The sequence below is a fragment of the Vibrio sp. 378 genome, from assembly GCF_033339435.1.
This window is the reverse complement of sequence record NZ_JAWOUO010001257.1, coordinates 1-508: the sequence shown is the minus strand read 5'-3', so window position 1 is coordinate 508 and position 508 is coordinate 1. Positions and strand designations below refer to the sequence as shown.

Annotated in this window: 1 protein-coding gene; it reads right to left on the bottom strand. The window is 40.0% G+C overall.

Annotated elements, in window-relative coordinates; genetic code table 11:
- A partial coding sequence (locus tag R7Q48_RS31435) for an ArsC/Spx/MgsR family protein (protein WP_411979328.1) occupies positions 1–198 on the bottom strand: 198 nt, incomplete at its 3' end.
- Between the last annotated feature and the right edge of the window lie 310 nt (positions 199–508).

Sequence of the window (508 nt, the reverse complement as noted above, 5' to 3'; positions counted from 1 at the left end):
CAGTTGGCGGAACGTGGTGCCACGTTTGTTGAGAACTTGTTCCCAGCCTAGCGCCTGACAAAATTCAGTCACCATTTGAGCATCAATACCTTGTTTGCGGTAGTCGTGAAAATCAAACGCAATGTTTTCAGCTTCCAACCATTTCTTTGCTTTTTTGATGGTGTCGCAGTTTGGAATGCCGAACATGGTAATTGTCATAATGTTTCCCTTTTTTATTCTGTTTTTACTCTCTAGAGCGCAACGCGCTTTGGGGAGGTATTTCTTGGCTGATTCAGCATCCTATCAAGAAGCAATCAAACTGACAAAACGCTGTGGAGAATAATTTTCATATAGAAGTGGATAACTGGTCTCACATGTCAAAACAGAACTTAATTTGGCATAAAGCGGATAAAAAAACGCCTAAATCAAGTGGAAAAGTCGAGTTATTGATCAAACGCAACATCTTACTTGGCAAAAACGAAATAATGATTCAGCACAATTTTAGGAGGTGTCAATGGAATTGAGTCCT